Below are 22,355 nucleotides of genomic sequence, written 5' to 3' on the forward strand. Positions count from 1 at the left end.
GCCGCCCGTCAGATATGCAGGATGTATTCACGAACCAGCTTGCTGCCGAAGTACGCCAGCATCAGCAGGCAAAAGCCGGCCAGGGTCCAGCGAATGGCTTTGTGCCCGCGCCAGCCGAGGCGATTGCGTCCCCACAGCAGCACGCTGAAAACAACCCAGGCCAGGCAGGCCAGCAGGGTCTTGTGCACCAGATGCTGGGCGAACAGGTTCTCGACGAACAGCCAGCCGGAAATCAGCGACAGCGACAACAGCGTCCAGCCGGCCCAGAGAAAACCGAACAGCAGGCTTTCCATGGTTTGCAGCGGCGGGAAGTTCTTGATCAGCCCGGAGGGGTGCTTGTGCTTGAGCTGGTGGTCTTGAACCAGCAGCAGCAAGGACTGGAACACCGCGATGGTGAACATGCCATAGGCCAGAATCGAAAGCAGGATGTGGGCGAGGATGCCCGGCTCCTCATCGATGACCTGTACCGTGCCGGCGGGGGCAAAGTGCGCCAGCATTACGGTCAAGGCCCCAAGCGGGAACAGCAGGACCAGCAGGTTTTCCACCGGAATCCGCGAGCAGGCCAGCAGGGTCAATGCGATGACTGCCACGGCAATAAGGCTGGCGGCACTGAAGAAGTCCAGGGCCAGGCCGGTCGGGGTCAGCAAGTGGGTGAGCAGGCTGACGCTGTGGGCCAATACGGCGAGCACGCCGAGCATGACCAGCAGGCGTTTGTTGACCTTGGCGCCGGACGCCAGGCGAGTGCCCTGGTAAATGGTCGCAGCGGCATACAAGCAGGCGGCGGCGAGGGTAGTTAGCAAGCTGGGTGACAAGGGGAGCATAAATCCTGTTAGGCAAGCCCGAAAGTCGCTGAGTTTGGCATAGAACCCCTGCCACACGAAAGACCGCACAAGCCGACGGCGAGGTGTCCGCCGGCCCCAGTCTTCGCTATAATCCGCGACCTGCCCACGCCGCAGGCTCGCCGAGCACACGTTTAGTCCGGTCCGGGCCGCCATTATCCCGGTCTACACAGGGCCTGAAAGGATCGCGCAATGTTTGAAAACTTAACCGAACGTCTCTCGCAGACGCTGCGCCATGTCACCGGCAAGGCCAAGCTGACTGAAGACAACATCAAAGACACCCTGCGTGAAGTGCGCATGGCGTTGCTCGAAGCCGACGTCGCCCTGCCGGTGGTCAAGGATTTCGTCAATTCGGTCAAGGAGCGTGCCGTCGGTACCGAGGTGTCGCGCAGCCTGACGCCGGGCCAGGCCTTCGTGAAAATCGTCCAGGCCGAACTCGAAAGCCTGATGGGCGCGGCCAACGAAGACCTGAACCTGAGCGCAGTGCCGCCAGCGGTCATCCTCATGGCCGGTTTGCAAGGCGCTGGTAAAACCACCACCGCCGGCAAGCTCGCGCGCTTCCTTAAAGAGCGCAAGAAGAAGTCGGTCATGGTCGTGTCCGCCGACGTATACCGTCCGGCGGCGATCAAGCAGCTGGAAACACTGGCCAACGACATCGGTGTGACCTTCTTCCCGTCAGACCTGAGCCAGAAGCCGGTCGACATCGCCAATGCGGCTATTAAGGAAGCAAAACTCAAATTCATCGACGTGGTCATCGTCGATACCGCCGGTCGCCTGCACATCGATGAAGAGATGATGGGTGAGATCAAGGCGCTGCACGCCGCGATCAATCCGGTCGAAACCCTGTTCGTGGTCGACGCCATGACCGGCCAGGACGCCGCCAACACGGCCAAGGCCTTCGGCGATGCATTGCCGCTGACCGGTGTGATCCTGACCAAGGTCGACGGCGACGCCCGTGGCGGTGCCGCGCTGTCGGTGCGCGCCATCACCGGCAAGCCGATCAAGTTCATCGGTATGGGCGAGAAGAGCGAAGCGCTCGATCCGTTCCACCCTGAGCGTATCGCCTCGCGCATCCTCGGCATGGGCGACGTGCTCAGCCTGATCGAGCAGGCGGAAGCGACCCTCGACAAGGACAAGGCCGACAAGCTGGCCAAGAAGCTGAAGAAGGGCAAGGGCTTCGACCTCGAAGACTTCCGCGATCAGTTGCAACAGATGAAGAACATGGGCGGCCTCGGCGGGCTCATGGACAAGCTGCCGAACATGGGTGGCGTGAACCTGGCGCAAATGGGCAACGCCCAGGGTGCGGCAGAGAAGCAATTCAAGCAGATGGAAGCCATCATCAACTCCATGACCCCGGCCGAGCGCCGCGATCCCGAGATGATCAGCGGTTCGCGCAAGCGCCGGATCGCCATGGGTTCCGGCACCCAGGTGCAGGACATCGGCCGCTTGATCAAGCAGCACAAGCAGATGCAGAAGATGATGAAGAAGTTCTCTGCAAAAGGCGGAATGGCCAAGATGATGCGCGGCATGGGTGGAATGCTACCCGGCGGCGGCATGCCCAAAATATAGTGTCCTTTCACGCCAATACTGCTCACTTTTGGCGGCGTCTGGTGCCCTCATGCGGCGTTGCCGCTCCTCGCCATAGCGGGCTATGACTCGTCGCGGCGCCTTGCCTGAGGGCACCAGTCACTCGCCAAAATGTGAGCGCATTGGCGAGAAAGGACACACGAATTCGCGCCGACCATCAGGTCGGCGCAGCCCCACACGGACGTGGGATACACAGCAAACCCGCACTTGGCGGGAGCTGACCGGCCGTTTTCAACGACGGCTCTATAGCAAATCTGCATGGCGGCCGATAGACCGCCGGAAAAAGTCATTTGCAAAAGTCCGGATATTCCTTAGAATATGCGGCCTTTCGGGCACCCATGCCCGCTGTGCCTTTAGATTTGCAGCACCGACTACAGGAACGATGTTCACATGCTAACAATCCGTCTTGCCCTTGGCGGCTCCAAAAAGCGCCCGTTTTACCACTTGACCGTAACCGACAGCCGCAACCCGCGCGACGGTTCGCACAAGGAACAGGTTGGCTACTTCAACCCTGTTGCCCGTGGTCAGGAAGTTCGTCTGTCCGTGAACCAAGAGCGCGTAGCCTACTGGCTGAGCGTTGGTGCACAACCTTCTGAGCGCGTTGCTCAGTTGTTGAAGGAATCTGCCAAGGCTGCGGCCTGAGCAATATGAACGCGACGCCAGCTGTTGCTGATGATTTGATCGTTATCGGCAAGATTTATTCTGTTCACGGCGTTCGCGGCGAAGTGAAGGTGTACTCCTTTACTGATCCGATCAAGAACCTGCTGGATTACAAAACCTGGACGCTCAAGCGTGACGGCAATGTAAAGCAGGTAGAGCTGGTCAGCGGACGCGGGAATGACAAGTTCCTGGTCGCAAAGCTCAAGGGTCTCGATGATCGTGAAGAAGCTCGTCTTCTGGCCGGTTATGAGATCTGCGTGCCGCGCAACCTGTTCCCTGAACTCACCGACGGCGAGTACTACTGGTACCAGCTGGAAGGTCTCAAGGTCATCGACACCCTCGGGCAACTGTTCGGGAAGATCGATCACCTGCTGGAGACCGGCTCGAACGATGTCATGGTGGTCAAGCCTTGCGCTGGCAGCCTGGATGATCGCGAACGCCTGTTGCCCTATACCGAGCAATGCGTGTTGGCTGTCGACCTGGCGGCAGGCGAGATGAAGGTGGATTGGGACGCGGATTTCTAAGCGTGGCTAACTTGCGCGTAGAAGTGATCAGTCTGTTTCCCGAGATGTTCTCTGCCATCAGCGAGTACGGCATCACCAGTCGTGCGGTGAAACAGGGGCTCTTGCAGCTCACCTGTTGGAATCCGCGAGACTACACGACGGATCGACATCACACTGTGGACGATCGCCCGTTTGGCGGTGGTCCGGGCATGGTGATGAAGATCAAGCCCCTGGAAGATGCTCTGGTTCAGGCCAAGGCAGCAGCCGGGGAGGCGGCGAAGGTAATTTACCTGTCGCCCCAAGGCCGCCAGCTGACTCAGTCGGCGGTACGCGAGTTGGCGAATCTGGATGCATTGATCCTGATTGCCGGCCGCTATGAAGGCATTGACGAGCGTTTTATTGATGCTCATGTCGATGAAGAGTGGTCGATTGGCGACTATGTTCTGTCTGGCGGCGAGCTGCCGGCGATGGTCCTGATCGATGCGGTTACACGACTGCTGCCTGGAGCTTTAGGGCATGCGGACTCCGCCGAGGAAGATTCCTTTACGGATGGTTTGCTGGATTGCCCGCACTACACCCGACCGGAGGTGTATGCGGATCAGCGTGTTCCCGACGTATTGCTAAGTGGCAATCACGCGCACATCCGGCGTTGGCGTTTACAGCAGTCCCTTGGTCGGACCTTTGAACGACGCGCCGATCTTCTGGAAAGCCGCTCGCTTTCTGGAGAAGAGAAGAAGCTGCTCGAGGAATACATCCGCGAGCGGGACGATAGTTAACAACGTATCGATGGTAGATCCGACGATTTACCTTAGGAGCACAGCATGACTAACAAAATCATCCTTGCACTCGAAGCAGAGCAGATGACCAAAGAGATCCCTACCTTTGCCCCGGGCGACACCATTGTCGTTCAGGTGAAAGTGAAGGAAGGCGACCGTTCGCGTCTGCAAGCGTTCGAAGGTGTTGTTATCGCCAAGCGTAACCGCGGCGTAAACAGTGCATTCACCGTTCGTAAAATCTCCAACGGTGTTGGCGTAGAGCGTACTTTCCAGACCTACTCCCCGCAAATCGACAGCATGGCTGTCAAGCGTCGCGGTGACGTACGTAAAGCCAAGCTGTACTACCTGCGCGACCTGTCGGGTAAAGCAGCTCGCATCAAGGAAAAACTGGCTTAAGTCCAGCTTCCGATGCAAAAAAAAAGCAGCCTGCGGGCTGCTTTTTTGTTGCCTGCGATTTAATGAGTTCTCCGGTTCATGGCCTGACGCAAGACCGAGTTGCGGCCATCGCGAGCAAGCTCGCTCCCGCAGTGGATCTCCAGTGAGCGCAATATCGGTGAGCACTAAAGATCATTGTGGGAGCGAGCTTGCTCGCGATGGGATTTAGCCGGCGCCAACAGTCTCCGGCTGAATCAACGCCAACAACGTCCAGCCCGCCGCGGGCTTGATCGTGCTCTCCGGCGTCACCACATGCACCCAACCGCTGTCATCGCGCACGAACAGCAACGTCGCTCGCTCACCATGCAGTGCCTGGTAATCATCCCAGCCGAAGCCATCCGTCAATGTTGTGCTGTACAGCTCGGCCCCCTGGCTCAACTGGCTGGCGAGTTTGGCGTAGGTCAGCGCTTCGCTGCCCAGTTGATTGCCGCGATGTTCCAGGCTGGTGCGATGCTTGTCGGTGCGACGGCTTTCCTGGCCGCTGCCCAGGCCGAACATACGCTGATGGCCCAGTTCATGACGAAAGCGCATCAGCGCCAGGGTGTTCATTTCACCGGAGGGTGACAGCGCCAGCAAGTGCCCGAGGCCGACCAGGTCCAGGTGCGCATCGGCATGTTGCGACGCCGGATTGCCAAAATAGGTCGGCAAGCCTTCCATCCGGGCTGCGCGAATGTTTTCCCAGCTCGAATCCGTCAACAGTACGCGACTGCCCAGTTGCTGCAGGGCCTTGCCCAGTGTGCGAGCGGGTCCGTTGGCGCCGATGATCAGGAAGCCGCTCGGTGCCGGTTCCGCCACCTTCAGCAGGCGTGCCAGCGGTCGTGCCGTCGCGCTTTGCAACACCACCGTGCCGATGATCACCGCAAAGGTGAGCGGCACCAGCAGCAGTGCCCCCTGATGACCGGCCTCATGCAGGCGGATGGCGAAGATTGCCGACACCGCCGCTGCCACAATGCCCCGCGGGGCGATCCACGCCAGCAGCGCCCGTTCGCGCCAACCCAGGCTGGAGCCCGCTGTGCTCAGCAACACATTCAATGGGCGGGCGATGAACTGAATGACCAGCAACAAAATCAGCACCAGTGGCCCGAGGCCGATCATGGCGTTCAGGTCCAGTCGTGCCGCCAGCAGAATGAACAGGCCGGAGATTAGCAATACGCTGAGGTTTTCCTTGAAGTGCAGGATGTGCCTCACGTCGACGCCTTTCATGTTCGCCAGCCACATGCCCATCAGTGTCACGGCGAGCAGTCCGGATTCGTGGGTGACTTCGTTGGACGCTATGAAAATGCCCAGCACTGCCGCAAGCGCTGCCAGGTTGTGCAGGTATTCCGGCAACCACTGACGACGAATCAGGGTGCCCAGCAACCAGCCGCCAAAAATGCCGAAGAGGCTGCCACACAAGATTACGCCGCCGAAGGTCAGCAGACTTTCCTTGAGCCCGTTACCTTCGGCGCTGGCGATGATGAAGCTATAGACGACCACCGCCAGCAGTGCGCCGATGGGATCGATGACAATGCCTTCCCAGCGCAGAATGTTGGCAATCGAGGCTTTCGGTCGCACGACACGCAGCATCGGTACGATCACGGTCGGCCCGGTCACCAGGGTCAGGCTGCCGAACAGGATGGCGAGCATCCAGTCGAAACCCAGCAGCCAGTGAGTGGCGAGCGCAATGACCGCCCATGTGGAGAGCGCGCCAATCGTGACCAGGCGGTGGACGACGCTGCCGATCTCGCGCCATTCGGACAAGTGCAGGGTCAGGCTGCCTTCGAAGAGGATCAGCGCCACTGCCAGGGACACCAGCGGCATCAGCAATGGCCCGAACATTTCCTGAGGGTCGAGCATGTGCAGCACGGGGCCGACCAGAATGCCGGTCAACAGCAGGAAAAGGATCGCCGGCAGTTTCAGGCGCCAGGCCAGCCATTGACAGAGCAGCGCCGCCGCACCGATTCCACCCAATGCCAGTAAGATCTGCTGTTCGCTCATTGCTGCTCCCTGTTCCTTGATTTGGCGGCCTATGAAAGACTAGCGGCCGTTTCCATGTCTGTTTCTAATTTTGTGCGCAGTCTCAAGGCTGCGTGATTTGAGTGCCCATGCCTGCCATCGATCACCCGCTGATAGACCAATTTCTCGATGCCTTGTGGCTGGAGAAGGGCCTTTCCGATAACACCCGCAATGCCTATCGCAGTGACCTGGCGCTGTTCAACGGCTGGTTACAGGACAAAGGACTGGAGCTGGTCAATGCCGGGCGCGAGTTGATACTCGACCACCTGGCGTGGCGCCTGGAGCAAAACTACAAGCCTCGGTCCACTGCGCGATTTCTCTCGGGGGTGCGTGGCTTCTATCGCTATCTGTTGCGGGAAAAGATGATCGCCGTCGATCCAACCCTGCGCATCGATATGCCGCAACTGGGTAGGCCATTGCCCAAATCCTTGTCGGAAGCTGACGTTGATGCGCTGTTGGCTGCACCGGACCTCAGTGAGGCCATCGGCCAGCGTGACCGGGCAATGCTCGAAGTGCTTTATGCCTGTGGTCTGCGGGTGACGGAGCTGATCAGCCTGACGCTGGAGCAGGTCAATTTGCGCCAGGGGGTGTTGCGAGTGATGGGCAAGGGCAGCAAGGAGCGGTTGGTGCCGATGGGCGAGGAGGCGATTGTCTGGGTCGAGCGCTATATGCGCGATGCCCGCAGCGAACTGCTTGGCGGGCGTCCCAGCGATGTGTTGTTCCCGAGTCAGCGTGGCGAGCAAATGACCCGCCAGACCTTCTGGCACCGGATCAAGCATCAGGCCAAGGTCGCCGGGATTGGCAAGTCGCTGTCGCCGCACACGTTGCGCCATGCCTTCGCCACGCATCTGCTCAACCATGGCGCCGATTTGCGGGTGGTGCAGATGTTGCTGGGGCACAGCGACTTGTCAACGACCCAGATCTACACCCATGTCGCCCGGGCACGGTTGCAAGACCTTCACGCCAAGCATCATCCGCGCGGATGACGGTGTTCCCCTGTAGGAGCTGCCGAAGGCTGCGATCTTTTGATCTTGAAAAAAACAAATCAAAAGATCGCAGCCTTCGGCAGCTCCTACAGGGAGCCTCATGCGTCGAGGTCAAAATGTCTTGCGTCAGGCGCATTCGGTCATGCGAACCTTATGTGATAGGCTTGACCGGTTTGCACGATGGGCGGTTATGACCCGGTGTTTCGGCACGGGCGTTCTGATCGTCCCATATGTTCGCCTTCAGGAGTTCTCATGCGTCTGACCCAGATTTTCGCCGCCGCAGCCATTGCGTTGGTCAGCACCTTTGCCGTCGCCGATGACGCGGCCGACAAAGCCATTCGTAAAAGCCTGGAAAACCTCCAGCTCGAAGTGCCGGTAGAGACCATCACCGCCAGTCCGTTGCCGGGCCTGTACGAAGTCAAGCTCAAGGGCAGCCGTGTGCTGTACGCCAGCGCCGACGGCCAGTACGTGGTGCAGGGCTACCTGTTCGATCTCAAGGACGGCAAGCCGGTCAACCTGACCGAGAAGACCGAGCGCCTGGGTATCTCCAAGCTGATCAACGATATTCCTGTTGCAGAAACCGTGGTGTACCCGGCCATTGGCGAAACCAAGTCGCACATCACCGTTTTCACCGATACCACCTGCCCGTACTGCCACAAGCTCCACGCCGAAGTGCCGGAGCTGAACAAGCGCGGCATCGAAGTGCGTTACGTCGCGTTCCCGCGCCAGGGCCTGGGCTCGCCGGGTGACGAGCAACTGCAAGCCGTGTGGTGCTCTAAAGACAAGAAAGCGGCCATGGACAAAATGGTCGACGGCAAGGAAATCAAGGCCGCCAAGTGCGATAACCCGGTATCCAAGCAGTTCGCTCTTGGCCAGTCGATTGGCGTGAACGGTACACCGGCCATCGTTTTGGCCGACGGACAGGTCATTCCGGGCTACCAGCCTGCGCCACAAGTCGCCAAACTGGCGCTGGGCGCGAAGTAAATTCGCATCGTCACGGGCAGCCATTGACGATCATGGTCCGGCAGCGACATCGCCGGGCCATTAATAGAGAGCCGCGAGCATGCGGCTGTTTTCACGGCCGGCCTTGAGTCGGCCGTTTTATGGGGAGTTCACAGTGAAACCGGTCAAAGTAGGCATCTGTGGGTTAGGGACCGTCGGTGGCGGTACCTTCAACGTACTTCAGCGCAACGCCGAGGAAATTGCTCGTCGTGCCGGGCGTGGGATCGAAGTGGCACAAATTGCCATTCGCACGCCAAAGCCTCAGTTCCAAACGACCGGTATTGCGATTACCAACGATGTCTTCGAAGTGGCCACGAACCCTGAGATCGACATCGTTATAGAGCTGATGGGCGGCTACACCGTTGCCCGCGAGCTGGTACTCAAGGCCATCGAGAATGGCAAGCATGTGGTCACCGCGAACAAGGCGCTTATTGCTGTTCACGGTAATGAAATTTTCGCCAAGGCACGCGAGAAAGGCGTGATCGTTGCGTTCGAAGCGGCGGTGGCTGGTGGCATTCCGGTGATCAAGGCGATTCGCGAAGGCCTGTCCGCCAACCGTATCAACTGGGTGGCCGGCATCATCAACGGCACCGGCAACTTCATCCTGACGGAAATGCGCGAGAAAGGTCGCACCTTCGAGGACGTATTGGCCGAAGCCCAGGCTTTGGGTTACGCCGAAGCCGATCCGACCTTCGACGTTGAGGGGATCGACGCTGCTCACAAGCTGACGATCCTGGCGTCCATCGCATTCGGCATCCCGCTGCAATTCGACAAGGCTTACACCGAAGGGATCACCAAGCTGACCACCGCTGACGTGAACTACGCCGAAGCGCTGGGTTACCGCATCAAGCACCTGGGCGTGGCGCGCAGCACCGCGGCCGGTATCGAGTTGCGTGTGCACCCGACGCTGATCCCGGCCGATCGCCTGATCGCCAATGTCAACGGCGTGATGAACGCGGTGATGGTCAATGGCGACGCCGCCGGTTCGACCCTGTTCTACGGTGCCGGTGCCGGCATGGAGCCGACCGCTTCGTCGGTGATCGCCGACCTGGTGGACGTGGTCCGTGCCATGACGTCCGATCCGGAGAACCGCGTACCGCACCTGGCGTTCCAGCCGGATTCGCTGTCGGCTCACCCGATCCTGCCGATCGAAGCCTGTGAAAGCGCCTATTACCTGCGCATTCAGGCCAAGGACCATCCGGGCGTATTGGCTCAGGTCGCGAGCATCCTCTCGGAGCGCGGCATCAACATCGAGTCGATCATGCAGAAGGAAGCCGAGGAGCACGACGGCCTGGTGCCGATGATCCTGCTGACCCACCGCGTGCTGGAACAGCACATCAACGATGCCATTGCTGCTTTGGAAGCCTTGGCGGGTGTGGTCGGTCCGGTTGTTCGGATCCGTGTCGAGCACCTGAACTAAGCCGATATCGTTGACCGGGCTCGCTTGCGGGTCCGGCACTACGAACACTGTCCATTGGAGTCAGTCATGCGTTACATCAGTACCCGCGGCCAGGCACCGGCCCTGAATTTCGAAGACGTCCTGCTGGCAGGCCTTGCCACCGACGGCGGTCTGTACGTCCCGGAAAACCTGCCACGTTTCACCCAGGAGGAAATCGCTTCCTGGGCCGGCCTGCCGTATCACGAGCTGGCCTTCCGCGTCATGCGCCCGTTTGTCACCGGCAGCATTCCAGACGCTGATTTCAAGAAAATCCTTGAAGAAACCTACGGCGTGTTCGCCCACAGCGCCGTTGCGCCGCTGCGTCAGCTGAACGGCAACGAATGGGTGCTGGAGCTGTTCCACGGCCCGACCCTGGCGTTCAAGGACTTCGCCCTGCAACTGCTCGGTCGTTTGCTCGACTACGTGCTGGAAAAGCGCGGCGAGCGCGTGGTGATCGTCGGCGCTACCTCCGGTGACACCGGTTCGGCCGCCATCGAAGGCTGCAAGCACTGCGAAAACGTCGACATCTTCATCCTGCACCCGCACAACCGCGTGTCCGAGGTGCAACGTCGGCAGATGACCACCATCTTCGGTGAGAACATCCACAACATCGCCATCGAAGGCAACTTCGATGACTGCCAGGAAATGGTCAAGGCCAGCTTTGCCGACCAGGGCTTCCTCAAGGGCACTCGCCTGGTCGCCGTGAACTCGATCAACTGGGCGCGGATCATGGCCCAGATCGTTTACTACTTCCACGCAGCCCTGCAGTTGGGCGGTCCGGCGCGCTCGGTGGCGTTCTCGGTTCCGACCGGCAACTTCGGCGACATCTTCGCCGGTTACCTGGCACGCAACATGGGCCTGCCGATCAACCAGTTGATCGTCGCCACTAACCGCAACGACATCCTGCACCGCTTCATGAGCGGCAACCAGTACGTCAAGGAAACCCTGCACGCCACGCTGTCGCCGTCCATGGACATCATGGTGTCGTCGAACTTCGAACGCCTGCTGTTCGACCTGCATGGTCGCAACGGCGCGGCAATCGCCGGCCTGATGGATTCGTTCAAGCAGGGTGGCGGTTTCAGCGTCGAGCAAGAGCGCTGGACCGAAGCGCGCAAGTTGTTCGACTCGCTGGCCGTGGATGACGCGCAAACCTGCGAAACCATCGCCGAAGTCTACGAGCAGACCGGTGAAGTGCTCGACCCGCACACGGCCATCGGGGTGAAGGCTGCACGCGAATGCCGTCGTAGCCTGGACATTCCAATGGTGATCCTGGGCACTGCCCACCCGGTCAAATTCCCGGACGCCGTGGAAAAAGCCGGTGTAGGAAAAGCGCTCGAACTGCCTGTGCATCTTTCTGATTTGTTTGAGCGAGACGAACGTTGCACCGTATTGCCAAATGACCTGACGGCCGTGCAGGCCTTTGTCAGCCAGCATGGCAACCGTGGCAAGCCGTTGTAACCGGTCAGCGCTGTTACATTTTGAAGCCCGTCTCCTGACGGGCTTTTTCATTTCTGCATGCACACTTGTCGTGTTCTCGCCGCGAAGGGACAGGCGAGTGGATCACCAAGGACATGGGAATGCGGTTTACAAGTGTGTTCAAGCCAGTCGCGCGCTGGCTGATTTTATTCGGCATCGTGGGAGTCGCCGACTGGGGAGGGGCGAGCCCGGCATCGACTCAGGAGCGTGGGAAGACTGTCGCACGTACAGCGGTCGTGCTGGATGACCAGGAGCAGCAGTGGATAGCCAGCCATCCATGGGTCGTGGTCGCGGCACTGGAATACCCGTTATACCATTTCAAGGATGAGCAGGGTCAATGGACGGGCCTGAACAGTGACCTGCTCAAGCGCATCAGTGACATGACGGGGTTGCAGTTCGTTTACGAAGAGTCTTTTTCCGTTGATCAGATGCTGGCTCACCTGGAAAGCGGCGCGGCGGATTTGAGCACCACGCTGTCAATGAATGACGAACGCCGGACCTTTCTCGATTTCAGCCATGCGTACGGTGGTGCAGGATGGGTCTTTGTCGGGTTGGCCGGGTCACCGCCGGTGCAGTCGCTGGAGGATCTGGCGAAGCGGGTACTGGTGCTGCCGGCCCGGCATGCACTGGAAGCGATGATCCGTCGCGATTTTCCGTCCATCGAATTGCGTTCAGTCAAGACCTACGCCGAAGCCCGTGCCTGGGTTGAAAGCGGCGAAGCCTATGCCACCATCGAAAGCGAAATCGGCGCCCGGCTTTTTCCGTCGGGGCGGCTGCAGATCGGAGCTGCGGTGCCGGACAAATGGGATGCGGATTATCTAGCGGTGCGCAAAGGTCAGCCGCAGTTGCTGAGCATCCTCAACAAGGCGCTCGAGGCCTTTCCTGCTCAGGAGCTGCGCGATCTTCGCCGCAAGTGGTTCGGTGGCGCTACCACGGCACAGGCGCCTGGCCTCTGGCAGCGGCTTGACCAGTGGGTCTGCTGGGGCATGTTTGTGCTCAGCCTGTTCGGCCTGTTGTCCCTGCTCTGGAACCGGCGGTTGGCGGTGGTCGTCAGGCAGCGGGTCGAGGCCGAAAGGAACCTGCGTGATCAGCTCGCATTCCAGCACGCCCTGATGGATGCCATGCCTGACCCGATGTTTGTCCGTGACCTGCAAGGGCGTTTGATCATGTGCAACAAAAGTTATGAGGACGCCTTGTCGACACGTTTTGACCGGATGCAGGGGCGGCAGTTGATCGAGGTCGATGTCATGCCCAGACAAACCGCGGAACTGCTGCATGCCGAGCTCATGGCGCAGTTGAGTACGCGCAGGACGCGTTTCTTCGAGCGTCAATTGCTGTTCAAGGAGGGTGTCCGGGATATCTACCAGTGGACAGTGCCGTTTTACACGGCGGATGGCGAGATGAGAGGCTTGTTGGGAGGCTGGGCCGACATCGCCCGGCGTACCCGACAAACGTGACGGCCGGGTTTTTTCTCTGTCATGTTCACCGTGCATGCTCTCTTGACTGTACGGCAGGTTCGCCTGTGGTCAGTAGCCAGAACTTTCTTCTCGGGCAAGTGGTCATCTGTTACAGGCATGCCCCAGGCAAGTTGTTTTCTGACTATTGAGTGGTGATCGGGATGGAAAGTATCAGTCTGTTGCTCGGTGAAGCGCTGAGCCCGTATCAGGTCACATTGACCCCGTCAGGCATTCGTGGCGAATGTCGGGTGACCCTGAAAAATGCTATCGGCGCGACCGTGGTCGAGCGCGAGTTCAATCAGGCCCAGTTGAATGACAAGCGCCTGCTGACGGATGTGGTCGACGGTTTGCATCGCGACGTGCTGATCGCTGAAGGACGCCTTGAGCCTTGTGTCATCGCGGCATTGCGTAATGCTGCCCGGGACAAGCTTCTGGCCAGCCGCAATTGAACGGTTTTTTGTGGGAACCTTCCCACGCCCAGGTCAGTCAGACTTTGTAACAGCAGGATCAAGCATTGTGCTCCGGTGCTTGTAGCTTGCTGCTACTGGTCTCCAAGCAGGCCACGTTTAACCCCGAGTCGTTTCCCCACTTCTCGGGGTTTCTTTTTGCCCGGGATTGATCATGGCTGCGCCAGATTGTCGAAAAACGCCTTGGTGTCTTTCAGGTATTCACTGCGGCTTTGCGGATCCAGCCAGGCCGCATAAGCCTCGTCCAGGCGTTCGCGGGGCAGGGTGCGCAGCACCTGATTGATTTCGGCAATGGCCTGTCGGCCCTTTGGTGTGTCGGTGCAACCGATGTAGCCGGACAGGTATTTGCCCGTGCCACGGATTGGATAGAACAGCAATTCATCCTCGGCGAGGCCTTGCAGCGAAGCCTGGTAGCGGATCTCCGGGCGATAGCCCAACAGCAGGCGCAAACGCCCAAGGCGCTGCATTTGCAGGAGGCTGCCCAAGGCGTCGTTGCCATAATGAGGCGTCAGCACGTCGACGGGTGCTTGCTTGAGCAACCCGTCGAGGTATTCGCCGTAATTACGCTCGGCGATGATCCCCAGTTTTTCGTTGCCGCTGGCGAGCAGCTTTGCGAGGTCCACTTCGCCATCCTTGATAAAGGGGGCCAGTACCTTCTGGTCGACGCGCCGCACGGCCAAACCATTGCTCATCGCACGAAAGACCGGGACGGAAAAGGCGATCCACTGTTCCCGTTCCTTGCTCCAGTTCAGTGCCGCGTCGCAGACGAGGGACGGTTCGTGAAGCATTTGCAGGCCACGCGCGCGATTGACCCTCATCACGCTGTGCTGGTACTGCGGCATGCCGGCTATCAACAGGGGAAGCAGTTGATCGATGACGCCCTGGCCCTTTTTCGGTCCGTCGAAAATCGTCAGCGGCGGCAGGTCGCGTTTGAGCCAGATCAGGGTTTCCCTGGATTGCGCCAAGGCTGACGGGACCGGTTCAATGAGCAGGAGCAAGGTCGCCAGCACGCAAAGCAAGCAGCCAGCGCGCGACGGGCAGTACCGAATGGCCCATGCAGGCAGTCGCCTCAGCTCAGATGGCTCCGTCTTTGCGCAACTGTGCGATCTGCGTCGCGTCATAGCCAAGTTCCTGGAGTACCCGTGCGTTGTGCTCACCCAGTTGTGGCCCGACCCATTCACATTCACCGGGTGTCTCTGAGAGTTTCGGCACGATTCCCGGCATCTTGAAGTCTTTACCGTCCGGCAGTTTGGCCTGCAGGAACATTTCACGCGCCAGGTACTGAGGGTCATTGAACATGTCTTCGGCACTGAAGATCCGGCTGGCCGGCACGTCGGCCTGATTGAGCAGCGCCAGCACCCTGTCCAGCGGCAGCGAATTGACCCAGCGATCGATGACGCCATAGAGCTCGTCGCGCCGCGCATCACGGCCATCGTTGCTGGCAAGCAGAGGGTCGTTGGCGAGGTCTTCCCGGCCAATGATCAGCATGAAGCGTTTGAAAATGGCGTCGCCATTGGCGCCGATCTGCACGTGCTTGCCGTCGGCGCTGGTGTGGATCGAGGACGGGGTGATGCCCGGCATGATATTGCCCGTGCGTTCTCGGATAAAGCCGAACACGTCGAATTCCGGGACCATGCTTTCCATCATGGCGAAGATGGCTTCATACAGCGCCACGTCCACCACTTGCCCCTGGCCGCCGTTGACCTCGCGATGACGCAGGGCCATCAACGCGCCGATCACGCCCCAGAGCGCGGCAATCGAGTCACCGATGGAAATGCCGGTGCGCACCGGTGGCCGGTCTTCGAAGCCGGTGATGTAGCGCAGGCCGCCCATGGACTCGCCAACCGCGCCGAAGCCGGGCTGATCTTTCATCGGGCCGGTCTGGCCGAAACCCGACAGCCGTACCATGACCAGTTTCGGGTTCAAGGCGTGCAGGACGTCCCAGCCCAGGCCGAGTTTTTCCAGGACGCCGGGACGAAAGTTCTCGATCAGAATGTCGGCTTCACCGAGCAACTGTTTCAGGATCGCCTGACCGTCGGGGTGCTTGAGATTGAGGGTCAGGGACTTTTTGTTGCGCGCCTGGACAAACCACCACAACGAAGTGCCTTCATACAATTTGCGCCATTTGCGCAATGGATCACCGCCGTCCGGGGATTCGACCTTGATCACATCGGCACCGAATTCAGCGCAAATGCGCGAAGCAAACGGGCCGGCAATCAAGGTACCCAGTTCGATGACTTTCAGACCGGAAAGCGGTTTGGCGGTGAACGGCATGCGGGATCCTGCTGGACAAGGGATGGGCGAATACAGCGTTTTAACATAGCCGACTGTCAGGCGCTTCAGGTTGATCACCTTCAATTCGTGGATTGCCCGTCGCATCGGTTAGACTTGCCGCCTTTCCTCGTATCAAGAAGCCCGTTCATGGCCCAGCCGTCCACGACCTACAAGTTTGAACTGAACCTCACCGACCTCGACCGCAGCGTCTATGAGAGCGTGAAGCAGACCATCGCCCGTCACCCTTCGGAAACCGAAGAGCGCATGACCGTGCGCCTGCTGGCCTACGCCCTCTGGTACAACGAACAGCTGTCGTTCGGCCGTGGCCTGTCGGAAGTGGATGAACCGGCCTTGTGGGAAAAAAGCCTGGATGACCGCGTCCTGCACTGGATCGAAGTCGGCCAGCCGGATGCCGAGCGCCTGACCTGGTGCTCGCGCCGCACCGAGCGCACCAGCCTGCTGGCCTACGGCAGCCTGCGGGTGTGGGAAGGCAAAGTGGTACCGGCGGTGAAAAACCTGAAAAACGTCAACATCGCTGCCGTGCCTCAGGAAGTCCTGGAGACGCTGGCCAAAGACATGCCACGCGTCATCAAGTGGGACGTGATGATCAGCGAAGGGACGATCTTCGTCACCGACGACCGTGGTCAGCACGAAGTTCAGTTGCAGTGGCTGGCCGGTGAGCGCGGCTGATTTCTCACCGCTTCAGCGCGTCACCCGGTTTTATCCTACGTATTGAAGAGAAGCATCTTTCGCCCCATGCGCATCGAACCTCGCCTGCTGCCCGACACCCTGCCATTCCTCGGTGATATTCCGCCACTGCTGACCCGCCTTTATGCGGCGCGGGGCGTGCAATCGGAGGCGGAACTGGACAAGAGCCTGGCGCGGCTGATTCCGTTCCAGCAGCTCAAGGGCATTGATGCCGCCGTGGATTTACTGGTGACGGCGCTCGATCAGCGCCAGCGCATTCTGATCGTCGGCGACTTCGATGCCGACGGCGCAACGGCGAGCACCGTGGGCACCCTGGGGCTGCGTTTGCTGGGGGCGGCGCATGTCGATTATCTGGTGCCGAACCGTTTCGACTACGGCTACGGCCTGACCCCGGAGATCGTCGCGGTCGCGCTGGAGCGCCAGCCGCATTTGCTGATTACCGTGGATAACGGCATCTCCAGCGTCGAAGGCGTGGCAGCGGCGAAAAAGGCCGGGCTCAAGGTGCTGGTTACCGATCACCACTTGCCCGGCGACGAACTGCCGTTGGCCGATGCCATCGTCAATCCGAACCAGCCAGGTTGCGCGTTCCCGAGCAAGGCCCTGGCCGGTGTCGGGGTGATTTTCTATGTGCTGATGGCCCTGCGTGCGCGTTTGCGCGAGCTCGGCTGGTACGCCAGCAAGCCGCAGCCGAATATCGGCGAACTGCTCGATCTGGTGGCCTTGGGCAGTGTGGCCGACGTGGTGCCACTGGATGCCAACAACCGGATTCTGGTGCATCAGGGCCTCGAGCGGATTCGCGCCGGACGTGCCCGACCGGGAGTCAAGGCGATCCTCGAGGTGGCCAAGCGTGACCATGCGCGCATCACCTCCACCGACCTGGGTTTCATCGTCGGTCCACGCCTGAACGCCGCAGGGCGTCTGGATGACATGAGCCTGGGCATCGAATGCCTGTTGACCGAAGACGCAGCTCTGGCCCGTGAGATGGCGGCTCAGCTGGACGGCATGAACCAGGATCGCAAATCCATCGAGCAGGGCATGCAGCGCGAAGCGCTGGCCCAGCTCAAGGATCTGCCGGTGGAGTCGATGCCGTTCGGCTTGTGCCTGTTCGATCCCGAGTGGCATCAGGGCGTCATCGGAATCCTCGCGTCACGGATGAAAGAGCGTTATTTCCGCCCGACCATCGCCTTTGCCGATGCCGGTGACGGCCTGCTCAAGGGGTCTGGGCGTTCGGTCCAGGGCTTTCACATCCGCGACGCCCTGAGCGTGGTGGCGGCGCAGCATCCGAATCTGATTACCAAGTATGGTGGCCACGCAATGGCGGCCGGCCTGACGCTGCCGGAAGCGAATTTTCCCTTGTTCGCCGAGGCCTTTGACGCTGAAGTGCGCCGCCAACTGCGCGAAGAAGACCTGACTGGCCGCTTGTTGTCGGACGGCACCCTGGCAGTGGAGGAGTTTCACCTGGAACTGGCCCGCGCCCTGCGGCATGCCGGCCCTTGGGGGCAGCACTTCCCGGAACCGTTGTTTCATGGGGTGTTCCAGTTGGTCGAGCAGCGCGTGGTGGGCGAACGGCACCTTAAAGTGGTGCTGAAAAGTGAATGTGGTTCGGTGAAGCTCGACGGCATTGCCTTCGGGATCGACCGCGATATCTGGCCGAATCCGACCATCAAGTGGGTGGAACTGGCCTACAAGCTCGACCTCAACGAGTTTCGTGGCAACGAGACGGTTCAACTGATGATTGCCCATATCGAACCGCGATAGACATTAAAAAATCAAAAGATCGCAGCCTTCGGCAGATCCTACGGGGATCGACATACCCCTGTAGGAGCTGCCGAAGGCTGCGATCTTTTCTCCATTGTCGACTAGGCTCTAATCACTGCTTGATTTTGGTCTTGTGACGTCTTGTCGAATTTTTTGCCCGCGGGGGCGGGTGTTGTACCTTTTTCCTGTCACTCGTCGACTATTCAAACAGAACCTGGAGCCTGCCCACTGATTCGAGAGGTGCCCCATGAGTCTGCTGCTTGAACCCTTTACCCTTCGCCAATTGACCCTGCCCAACCGTATCGCGGTATCGCCGATGTGCCAGTATTCCAGTGCCGATGGCCTGGCCAATGACTGGCACCTAGTCCACCTCGGCAGCCGTGCGGTCGGCGGGGCCGGGCTGGTGTTTACCGAAGCCACGGCGGTCACCGCCGACGGGCGTATCACAGCTCAGGACCTCGGTCTGTGGAATGACGAGCAGATCGAACCCCTGCAACGCATCACCCGTTTCATCAACGCCCAGGGTGGCGTTGCCGGCATTCAACTGGCCCATGCCGGGCGCAAGGCCAGTACCTATCGGCCATGGCTTGGCAAGCACGGCAGCGTCAAACCCGACGAAGGCGGCTGGGTGCCGGTCGGGCCCTCACCGATTGCGTTCGACCCTCAGCACACCCAACCCAGACAACTGGATGACAGCGAGATCGCCCAAGTGATCCAGGCCTTTGTCGATGCGGCAAAGCGCTCGCTGACGGCCGGTTTCAAGGTGGTCGAAGTGCACGCCGCCCATGGCTACCTGCTGCATCAGTTCCTGTCGCCGTTGAGCAATCAGCGTCGCGATCAATATGGCGGCTCGTTCGAAAATCGTATTCGGCTGGTGCTGCAGGTCACTGAAGCGATACGCGCGGTGTGGCCTGAAGAGTTGCCGGTGTTTGTCCGGGTATCGGCCACCGACTGGGTCGAAGACGGCTGGAACCCCGATGAAACCGTGGAACTGGCGCGTCGCCTCAAAGCCTTGGGCGTGGACCTGATCGACGTCTCGTCGGGCGGAACGGCAGTGAATGCCGAAATTCCCACAGGCCCCGGCTACCAGACTCGCTTCGCCGAACGTGTGCGCAAGGAGTCGGGCATGGCCACCGGCACGGTCGGCATGATCACCGAGCCGGCCCAGGCCGAGCATATCCTGCGTACCTGCCAGGCGGATATCATCTTCCTGGCCCGTGAATTGTTGCGCGATCCGTACTGGGCGCTGCATGCCGACGATGATCTGGGCGGGCACAAGGCCGTGTGGCCGGCGCAGTATCAGCGGGCGACTCACCGTGAGCAGCCGATTCACGAATCGGATTTGCGCGACTGAAATCCATCGATACGAAAAAGCCCCTGAATCGCGAGATCCAGGGGCTTTTGTTTATACCGGTGACTGATCACGCCGCTTCGATCTTGCTGCGGTTCTGCTCGACCTGGTTCAGGTAGTCCTTGAGCTTGTCCTGCTCGGCTACTGTCGTGAACAAGCCGAGTTTGCTGCGACGCCAGAGGATGTCTTGGGCGCTGGTGGCCCACTCCTCGCTGCACAGGTAGTCGACTTCACGGGTGTAGAGGCCGCCGCCGATATGCTCGCCCATGTCGCTGAGGTCTTGTACACCTTCAAGCATGCGCCAGGTACGGCTACCGTAGGTGGTGGCCCAGCGGCGCGCGATCTCGCTCGGTACCCAGTCGAACTGGTCGCGGATACGTGAGCTCAAGGCTTGCGGGGTGGTCATGTCTTCACCGCCCGGCAGCGGGGCGCTGGCGGTCCAGCTCGGCTTGATGTGCTTGAAGTACGGTGCCAGTTGCGCCAGCGCCGACTCGGCCAGTTTGCGATAGGTGGTGAGCTTGCCGCCGAACACCGACAGCAATGGGGCTTCCTCGCCACTGCCCGACAGCGCCAGGGTGTAATCGCGGGTCACGGCCGATGGGTTGTCGGATTCGTCGTTGCACAGCGGACGCACACCGGAATAGCTGTGCAGGATGTCGTCGCGGCTGATCTGCTTTTTGAAATGGGCGTTGACCACGTTCAACAAGTAGTCGGTTTCGCCGTCGGTGATTGCAACGGCAGCCGGATCGCCGGTGTACTCGCGGTCCGTAGTGCCGATCAGGGTGAAGTGGTTCAGGTACGGAATGGTGAACACGATGCGCTGATCTTCGTTTTGCAGTATGTGCGCGTGTTCGCCTTCATACAGCTTCGGCACGATCAGGTGGCTGCCCTGGATCAGGCGAATGCCGTAAGGCGATTCCATCTTCAGGTCATCGCGAATGAACCTGGCGACCCATGGCCCGGCCGCATTGACCAATGCCTTGGCGCGAATCGAAAACAGGCTGCCATCGCTGCGTTCCAGGTGCAAGTGCCACAGGCCCTTGGTACGGCGCGCGCTGACGCAACGGGTTTGGGTGTGAACGTGGGCGCCTTGTTCCCGGGCGGCCATGGCGTTCAACACCACCAGGCGCGCGTCGTCGACCCAGCAATCGGAGTATTCGAAACCCTTGGTGATCTCGCTTTTCAGCGCGCTGTCGGGGCCGAACTTCAGGCTTTTCGAACCCTGGAGTTGCTCGCGCTTGCCCAGGTTGTCATAGAGGAACAGCCCGGCGCGGATCATCCATGCCGGACGCAGATGCGGGCGGTGTGGCAACACGAAGCGCATTTGCTTGACGATGTGCGGTGCCTTGGCCAACAGCACTTCACGCTCGGCCAGGGCTTCACGCACCAGGCGAAATTCGTAATGTTCGAGGTAGCGCAGGCCGCCGTGGATCAACTTGCTGCTGGCCGACGAAGTATGGCTGGCCAGATCATCCTTTTCGCAAAGGTACACCGAGAGACCGCGACCGGCGGCATCTGCTGCGATCCCCACGCCATTGATCCCGCCACCGATGACGGCGATATCGTAGACCTCGGCGAGAGGGGGCGTAGGCAAGGTGGAAGTGGGCATCGGCACGGCCTCGGAATTCTTTGATGTTCTGTATTTGAATTCGAACATTAATGTTCATTTGCGAAAATACTAGCCCATAAAGAGGCGCACAGCCAGTCGGCTTCGATTGAAAATACTCATCGAAGGGCCGTTAAAGGAAAATTTACGAACATAAAAGCAAAAGATCGCAGCCTTCGGCAGCTCCTACAGATGCACTCAAATCTGTAGGAGCTGCCGAAGGCTGCGATCTTTTAAGGGTGGTTTAAACGACCTCTAGCCGAACCTTGTGCTGGTTCAACAGCTGCGCCAGCGCCGGGGAAGGCTGCTGGTCAGTGACCAGGCAATCGACCAGGCTGATCGGTCCCAGGCGAATCATGGCATTGCGCCCGAATTTGCTGGAGTCGGCCGCGAGTATCACTTGTCGGGCATTGGCAATGATCGCCTGGGATACCCGCACTTCCTGATAATCGAAGTCCAGCAGGCTGCCGTCCTCATCGATACCACTGATGCCGACCAAGGCGAAATCGACCTTGAACTGGTTGATGAAGTCGACACTGGCCTGACCGACCACGCCGCCGTCGCGCCGCACGTTGCCACCGGTCAGCAGCACGTCGAAGTCGTCCTTGGCGCTGAGCATGGAGGCCACATGCAGGTTGTTGGTGATGATCTTCAGGTGACTGTGGTTGAGCAGCGCCCGGGCGATGGATTCGGTGGTGGTGCCGATGTTGATGAACAACGAGGCATGGTCGGGAATCTGCGCGGCAATGGCTTCGCCGATACGCTGTTTTTCATCGCGCATCTGATCGGCGCGCATGGCGTAGGCGGTGTTTTCGACACTGGAGTCATAGGCGGCGCCACCGTGGTAGCGACGCAACAGGTTGGCTTCCGCGAGCTGATTGATGTCGCGGCGGATGGTCTGCGGTGTAACGACGAACAACGTGGCCATTTCCTCGATGCTGACATAGCCGCGTTCGCGAACCAGCTCGAGGATTTGCTGCTGACGGGGAGGCAGATTCATGGGGCGTCCTTTGGGCTGCCGTGCAAAATTTGCCCAT

The 22,355-nt window shown here is 59.9% G+C and carries 20 protein-coding genes; 14 read left to right on the plus strand and 6 right to left on the minus strand.

Annotation, left to right across the window (positions count from 1 at the left end; translation table 11 throughout):
• Nucleotides 1-8: 8 nt before the first annotated feature.
• Nucleotides 9-821, minus strand: a complete 813-nt coding sequence (locus KW846_RS09510) for an inner membrane protein YpjD (protein WP_007972717.1) — start codon at nucleotides 819-821, stop codon at nucleotides 9-11.
• 210 nt (nucleotides 822-1,031) lie between these two features.
• Here KW846_RS09510 and ffh point away from each other — a divergent pair, with 210 nt between their 5' ends.
• From ffh to rplS, 5 genes are all read left to right on the plus strand, one after another.
• Complete coding sequence (gene ffh, locus KW846_RS09515; RefSeq protein WP_218477635.1) at nucleotides 1,032-2,408, plus strand: signal recognition particle protein; 1,377 nt, start codon at nucleotides 1,032-1,034, stop codon at nucleotides 2,406-2,408.
• Nucleotides 2,409-2,816: 408 nt separating this feature from the next.
• On the plus strand, nucleotides 2,817-3,068 hold the full coding sequence (rpsP, locus tag KW846_RS09520; RefSeq protein ID WP_007972721.1) for a 30S ribosomal protein S16: 252 nt from the start codon (nucleotides 2,817-2,819) through the stop codon (nucleotides 3,066-3,068).
• Nucleotides 3,069-3,073: 5 nt separating this feature from the next.
• Complete coding sequence (gene rimM / locus KW846_RS09525; protein ID WP_007972729.1) at nucleotides 3,074-3,610, plus strand: ribosome maturation factor RimM; 537 nt, start codon at nucleotides 3,074-3,076, stop codon at nucleotides 3,608-3,610.
• 2 nt (nucleotides 3,611-3,612) lie between these two features.
• Nucleotides 3,613-4,365: a tRNA (guanosine(37)-N1)-methyltransferase TrmD gene (gene trmD / locus KW846_RS09530; protein WP_007897583.1), complete on the plus strand. Its 753-nt coding sequence runs from the start codon at nucleotides 3,613-3,615 to the stop codon at nucleotides 4,363-4,365.
• Between the two features lie 45 nt (nucleotides 4,366-4,410).
• Complete coding sequence (rplS, locus tag KW846_RS09535) at nucleotides 4,411-4,761, plus strand: 50S ribosomal protein L19 (RefSeq protein ID WP_003175895.1); 351 nt, start codon at nucleotides 4,411-4,413, stop codon at nucleotides 4,759-4,761.
• A 204-nt stretch (nucleotides 4,762-4,965) separates the two neighbouring features.
• Here the strand turns inward: rplS and KW846_RS09540 are convergent, their stop codons facing one another.
• Nucleotides 4,966-6,777: a sodium:proton antiporter gene (locus KW846_RS09540; protein WP_218482064.1), complete on the minus strand. Its 1,812-nt coding sequence runs from the start codon at nucleotides 6,775-6,777 to the stop codon at nucleotides 4,966-4,968.
• Between the two features lie 107 nt (nucleotides 6,778-6,884).
• On the opposite strand from KW846_RS09540, the gene xerD reads away from it, so the two are divergent.
• From xerD to KW846_RS09570, 6 genes are all read left to right on the plus strand, one after another.
• Complete coding sequence (gene xerD, locus KW846_RS09545) at nucleotides 6,885-7,781, plus strand: site-specific tyrosine recombinase XerD (protein WP_218482065.1); 897 nt, start codon at nucleotides 6,885-6,887, stop codon at nucleotides 7,779-7,781.
• Nucleotides 7,782-8,033: 252 nt separating this feature from the next.
• Nucleotides 8,034-8,765 (plus strand): bifunctional protein-disulfide isomerase/oxidoreductase DsbC, encoded by a 732-nt coding sequence (gene dsbC / locus KW846_RS09550; RefSeq protein WP_007971283.1) that lies wholly within the window; start codon nucleotides 8,034-8,036, stop codon nucleotides 8,763-8,765.
• A 133-nt stretch (nucleotides 8,766-8,898) separates the two neighbouring features.
• Nucleotides 8,899-10,203: a homoserine dehydrogenase gene (locus KW846_RS09555; RefSeq protein ID WP_008053502.1), complete on the plus strand. Its 1,305-nt coding sequence runs from the start codon at nucleotides 8,899-8,901 to the stop codon at nucleotides 10,201-10,203.
• 66 nt (nucleotides 10,204-10,269) lie between these two features.
• Nucleotides 10,270-11,679: a threonine synthase gene (gene thrC / locus KW846_RS09560; RefSeq protein WP_218482066.1), complete on the plus strand. Its 1,410-nt coding sequence runs from the start codon at nucleotides 10,270-10,272 to the stop codon at nucleotides 11,677-11,679.
• Between the two features lie 119 nt (nucleotides 11,680-11,798).
• Nucleotides 11,799-13,154 (plus strand): transporter substrate-binding domain-containing protein, encoded by a 1,356-nt coding sequence (locus tag KW846_RS09565; protein ID WP_218482067.1) that lies wholly within the window; start codon nucleotides 11,799-11,801, stop codon nucleotides 13,152-13,154.
• 161 nt (nucleotides 13,155-13,315) lie between these two features.
• Nucleotides 13,316-13,603 (plus strand): DUF3509 domain-containing protein, encoded by a 288-nt coding sequence (locus tag KW846_RS09570; protein ID WP_007971293.1) that lies wholly within the window; start codon nucleotides 13,316-13,318, stop codon nucleotides 13,601-13,603.
• A 170-nt stretch (nucleotides 13,604-13,773) separates the two neighbouring features.
• Here KW846_RS09570 and KW846_RS09575 read toward each other — a convergent pair whose 3' ends face one another.
• A complete protein-coding gene (locus tag KW846_RS09575) occupies nucleotides 13,774-14,742 on the minus strand; it encodes a TIGR02285 family protein (RefSeq protein WP_218482068.1) in 969 nt (322 codons plus the stop codon).
• Nucleotides 14,696-15,895 (minus strand): CaiB/BaiF CoA-transferase family protein, encoded by a 1,200-nt coding sequence (locus KW846_RS09580; protein ID WP_218482069.1) that lies wholly within the window; start codon nucleotides 15,893-15,895, stop codon nucleotides 14,696-14,698. The genes KW846_RS09575 and KW846_RS09580 overlap by 47 nt, the downstream gene beginning before the upstream one ends.
• Nucleotides 15,896-16,042: 147 nt before the next feature.
• Between KW846_RS09580 and KW846_RS09585 the strand changes: the two genes are divergently transcribed.
• From KW846_RS09585 to KW846_RS09595, 3 genes are all read left to right on the plus strand, one after another.
• A complete protein-coding gene (locus tag KW846_RS09585; RefSeq protein WP_007971297.1) occupies nucleotides 16,043-16,585 on the plus strand; it encodes a YaeQ family protein in 543 nt (180 codons plus the stop codon).
• A 66-nt stretch (nucleotides 16,586-16,651) separates the two neighbouring features.
• Nucleotides 16,652-18,361 carry a single-stranded-DNA-specific exonuclease RecJ gene (gene recJ / locus KW846_RS09590; RefSeq protein ID WP_218482070.1) on the plus strand — a complete coding sequence of 570 codons (1,710 nt, stop codon included), beginning with the start codon at nucleotides 16,652-16,654 and terminating at the stop codon, nucleotides 18,359-18,361.
• A gap of 247 nt (nucleotides 18,362-18,608) precedes the next feature.
• On the plus strand, nucleotides 18,609-19,715 hold the full coding sequence (locus KW846_RS09595) for an NADH:flavin oxidoreductase/NADH oxidase (protein WP_218482071.1): 1,107 nt from the start codon (nucleotides 18,609-18,611) through the stop codon (nucleotides 19,713-19,715).
• Nucleotides 19,716-19,782: 67 nt separating this feature from the next.
• On the opposite strand, the gene glpD is transcribed toward KW846_RS09595, so the two are convergent.
• Both glpD and KW846_RS09605 read right to left on the minus strand, forming a co-directional pair.
• Entirely contained in the window at nucleotides 19,783-21,321 is a 1,539-nt protein-coding gene (gene glpD, locus KW846_RS09600; RefSeq protein ID WP_218482072.1) for a glycerol-3-phosphate dehydrogenase, read from the minus strand.
• Between the two features lie 241 nt (nucleotides 21,322-21,562).
• Entirely contained in the window at nucleotides 21,563-22,318 is a 756-nt protein-coding gene (locus KW846_RS09605; RefSeq protein WP_007971301.1) for a DeoR/GlpR family transcriptional regulator, read from the minus strand.
• Between the last annotated feature and the right edge of the window lie 37 nt (nucleotides 22,319-22,355).

The sequence above is a fragment of the Pseudomonas sp. PDM32 genome (genome assembly GCF_019219225.1).
Classification (GTDB): Bacteria; Pseudomonadota; Gammaproteobacteria; order Pseudomonadales; family Pseudomonadaceae; genus Aquipseudomonas; species Aquipseudomonas laurylsulfatiphila.